A 4,257-nucleotide genomic window follows, 5' to 3' on the forward strand; every position below is an offset into this window, starting at 1 on the left:
GGTGATTATTTCTTAAACCTCCAACCCGGTTTTGATGATGCAGGAAATTATGAAAATATTTCTATTACTGTATCTGACGGCTGTTTAGAAACTAATTTTCCTTTGTCAGTTACTGTAATAAATACAAACCGTTTACCAAGTTTCGAGGCTATTGATGCTATTGAACTGCAAGCTGGGAATAGCTTAATTCTTGATATTTTCGCAAATGATCCAGATGGTGATTTACTATTTCTAAGCAGTATAAACGCACCTGCTTTTATCCAATTTACCGATTTAGGGAATGGTGAAGGAGAACTCCAATTAAATCCAAATTTAAATGATGCGGGGAACTATTTATTTGAATTAATGGCTACGGATGCAAATAATGGAGAAAGTTCAATCTCTATTCAGGTAAATATATCTCCTGCACCTGAAAGTGAGCGCATCGTTTTAAGTAAAAGTATGATTACAGACTTGGTAGATGGGGGTTCGCGCTTCAGCCCCAAATATTTGGTCAATGAGCAACACCGTGATCCTTTTCTAAATCAACACGCAAGAAGCAGAAGCTGGGTTCCTTCAAAATATACATCAGAAAGTCCTTTCTCTGTGCTTATAGATTTGGGAACAGAATATTATATCGACTTTGCTATGCTACACGATATGCGCAAAACCGACGACCTTCATATTTCTATTGGAACACCAGATAACTGGGCCGAGATAGTATGCTATACTACGTCTTCGTTTAGGCAATGGAGAGAAGTCGATCTTGGAAGAACCAGTCGGTACGTATTATTAACAATGTACAATACCGTTTATGCACAAATTAATGAAATAGCACTTTATGGTTATGCCATTCATCCTACACAGAAATCAAAAATAGTCGACGAAAATATTACTGGATTTCCTTCTTTCACGATATATCCTAATCCAGCACAAGATTATCTAAAAATAAAAAACAAAACAGCAAATCAAATAATTGAGGTTCTAAGCACAAGCGGAAAAGTGCTTTTAAGAACACAGGAAGATAAAGCAGAAATAAGTCATTTGCCCAATGGGATTTATTTACTACGACTTTTTGATCAAGGAGAAATGATCTTTCAGAATCGGTTTGTAAAATACTAAGATACAAAAAAGGGAGACGATAATCGTCTCCCTTTTCCATAAAGCTCATCATGTTGAGCTTAGTCGAAACATCTTATTTTAGAAAAACAGCATAACCCCATTTTTCAAGAGAAATAGTTTTGGCCTCGGCATCTTTAGAAAATCCATTCTGCATATAACTTTCATAGCCTTCAAAACTTGCATTTTCAAGAGTAAAAGTCTTAACCTCATCAGAGAGATTTAGTAAAACTCTAACATTACCACGATCGAAAGCAAAAATTTGCTTATCGGCAGAACTAGCTAAACGCACAAAACGCTCACCATACATTCCATTCCACAAAGCCTTTTGATTATGTTTCAGGCTTGTGAGCTTCTTAAAAAAATCGGTTTTACTATATCCTTCCCAAGGGATTAAATCTTTTTCAAAGAACAATAAACGCTTGTTTAAAGCTGCTTCCTGACCGTTATAAATCAAAGGCATATCACCAATAGTAAAACTTAAAACGGATAAAGCATCGGCTGCATCGCCCAAACGCTCTTCAACTGTTCCATTCCAAGAATTCTCATCGTGATTTGAGGTAAAATACATTTTGTAACTTCTATCCGGATACTCTTCATCCAAAGTATCAAAATAAGCATTCATTTCATTAGCATCAATATTTCCTTTGGCAATTTCATTCATTAAATGATGCTGATGCCAACCGTAATCCATATCAAAAGCTTTTTCTACAAGTTCAGCTTTCTCAGCTTCAGCAAGCATAAATACAGGTTTTACATTATCAAGAGCAGTGCGAGCATCTTCCCAAAAATCTGTTGGAACCTCTCCAGCCACATCACAGCGAAATCCATCAATATCCATATCGCGTACCCAGAACAACATATCGTTTTTCATCGCTTCGCGCATTCCTGCATTATCATAATTAAAAGCAACAACATCTGTCCAATCGAAAGGAGAAACCATTACCCCTGTGCTATCTTTTTCGTAATACTCAGGATGTTCTGTTACCCAAGCGTGATCCCAAGCACTATGATTTGCAACCCAATCGAGAATAATATGCATTCCTAATTCGTGAGTCTTTGCAATAAGAGATTGCATATCTTCCATAGTTCCAAACTCAGGATTTACATCAACATAATCTCTAATAGAATAATAAGATCCAAGACTTCCTTTTCGGTTTTCAATCCCGATGGGATATATCGGCATCAACCATAAAATATCAACTCCCAATTCCTTAAGTCGAGGCAACTCAGCTTCAAAAGCTTTAAAAGTACCAGCTTCGGTATACTGACGAACATTTACTTCATAAATCACTGCATTCTTCGACCATTCTACAGGTAAATTAGATTCTACAACGGCTTCTTCATTAGTATTTTTTGATGCTTGATTTCCACAAGACTGAAGAATCAATCCAACACTAATCAAACCCATAATTATTAAAATATTTTTCATCATTAATTTTTTTTATTAAACATTCCGGTTAAGGAGCAAATATACAATAAAATCTATGTTGTAAATTTAGTTTATCGAGGCTATAGCAGACACTGAAAATCAAATTAATTGCTACATTTGTTTAAAATGATGACAATGTCGGCTTGGAAATCACATTTAGTTGGATTTAAGAATTACTTACGTTTAGAGAAATCTCTTTCCAATAATTCTATTGAAGCTTATTTACGTGATATAGAGAAACTTATTAGTTATTTAGAGCTCAATCAACTTAACGTACAGCCACAACATCTTGAATTAGAACATCTACAGAATTTTCTTAAATGGGTAGCAGAATTAGGATTAGGAGCACGTTCACAAGCTCGTTTAATTTCTGGCATTAAAGCATTTTACAAATACCTGATTTTAGAGAATTATCTTAAAAATGATCCAACGGAATTACTCGATTCTCCAAAGTTAGGATCAAAACTTCCTGAGACACTTTCTATAAAAGAAATTGATGCTATGATTTCTCAAATTGATTTGAGCAAAGCCGAGGGAGAGCGTAATAAAGCAATGTTGGAAACACTTTACGGATGCGGATTACGTGTAAGCGAACTAATAAATTTAAAACTTTCGAATATATACGTAGATGAAGGATTTATACGAGTTATTGGCAAAGGAGATAAAGAACGCTTGGTTCCTATCGGATCTCAGGCTTTAAAACAAATCTCTATTTATGTTGAGCTTTCGAGAGTTCATTTAGATATTCAAAGAGGATACGAAGATTATGTTTTTTTGAACCGAAGAGGAAAAGTACTTACAAGAAATATGGTTTTTATAATTATTAAGGACTTAGCAGTAAGGGCAAGTATTCATAAAAACATCAGTCCACATACTTTCCGCCATAGTTTTGCTACTCATTTAGTTGAAGGAGGAGCCAATTTACGCGCTGTACAAGAAATGCTAGGTCACGAATCCATTATCACAACCGAAATTTATACCCATCTCGATAGGAACTATTTAAAAGAAGAAATTCTATTTCACCATCCACGTTCAGGAAAATCCTAAACGTCTTTATCTATAGTTCCGTCGTCTTTAATATAAACACCAAAGTTTATTGCTTGTAATTTTCCATCTATAAAATAAAAATCCATAAGAGCATCTTCGCAACTCAAACGTCTTTCGCCCCACTCTTCTTCATCTTCTTCAAAATTAGTATAGCCATTGGCTTCCATAAGAGCCTTTGCTTCTGCTTCGGTTTTTTCAAAGATATTTACTCCAAAAAGAGTAGCAGCTTTATTGTCTACATCAAAATTAGAAACAATAGGTTCTATCAGTCCTTCCAAGAAAACGGTAATCCCTTTTTCGGGAAAAGATAAAATTGTGGTTTTAAGATCATCGTCCGTACGAACATCTTCAGCTGTTTCGGGTTGACCCATAATTTTAGTAAGGTTTCCGGGAATTTCACCAAACAATATATCACCTAATCCTATTTTTGGTTTAATTTCTAGATTCAACATTTTAATTTCATTAAGTTAACATTAGCATTCATAAGAAAACAAATATATAATAAATATTAAGATAGGGGAATTTTTTAAATTAATTTATCATTCGAAAAAAAGAAGAATCTCTTTTAATACCAAAAATATTATTTATCTTTGTAGCCGCAAATTGGTCCAATAGCTCAGCTGGATAGAGCAACAGCCTTCTAAGCTGTAGGTCCTAGGTTCGAATCCTAGTTGGATCAC

4 protein-coding genes and 1 tRNA gene are annotated in these 4,257 nt (G+C 34.7%); 3 read left to right on the forward strand and 2 right to left on the reverse strand.

Translation table 11 applies throughout. From position 1 onward, the window contains the following. Positions 1 to 1,101, forward strand: a 1,101-nt coding sequence (locus J7K39_02815) for a T9SS type A sorting domain-containing protein (protein ID MCD6178814.1), incomplete at its 5' end; no start/stop codon positions are given. A 73-nt stretch (positions 1,102 to 1,174) separates the two neighbouring features. On the opposite strand, the gene J7K39_02820 is transcribed toward J7K39_02815, so the two are convergent. Further along, entirely contained in the window at positions 1,175 to 2,530 is a 1,356-nt protein-coding gene (locus J7K39_02820) for an alpha-amylase (GenBank protein MCD6178815.1), read from the reverse strand. Positions 2,531 to 2,656: 126 nt separating this feature from the next. On the opposite strand from J7K39_02820, the gene xerD reads away from it, so the two are divergent. Then, positions 2,657 to 3,577, forward strand: coding sequence for a site-specific tyrosine recombinase XerD (gene xerD, locus J7K39_02825; protein MCD6178816.1), 921 nt, complete (start codon positions 2,657 to 2,659; stop codon positions 3,575 to 3,577). Here the strand turns inward: xerD and J7K39_02830 are convergent. After that, positions 3,574 to 4,029, reverse strand: coding sequence for a hypothetical protein (locus J7K39_02830; protein MCD6178817.1), 456 nt, complete (start codon positions 4,027 to 4,029; stop codon positions 3,574 to 3,576). The two genes, xerD and J7K39_02830, sit on opposite strands and share 4 nt — an antisense overlap. A gap of 153 nt (positions 4,030 to 4,182) precedes the next feature. Between J7K39_02830 and J7K39_02835 the strand changes: the two genes are divergently transcribed. Continuing rightward, positions 4,183 to 4,256 (forward strand) — tRNA-Arg (locus J7K39_02835). Position 4,257 lies beyond the last annotated feature (1 nt).

The organism is Bacteroidales bacterium (assembly GCA_021157585.1).
Taxonomy (GTDB): Bacteria; Bacteroidota; Bacteroidia; order Bacteroidales; family UBA12170; genus UBA12170.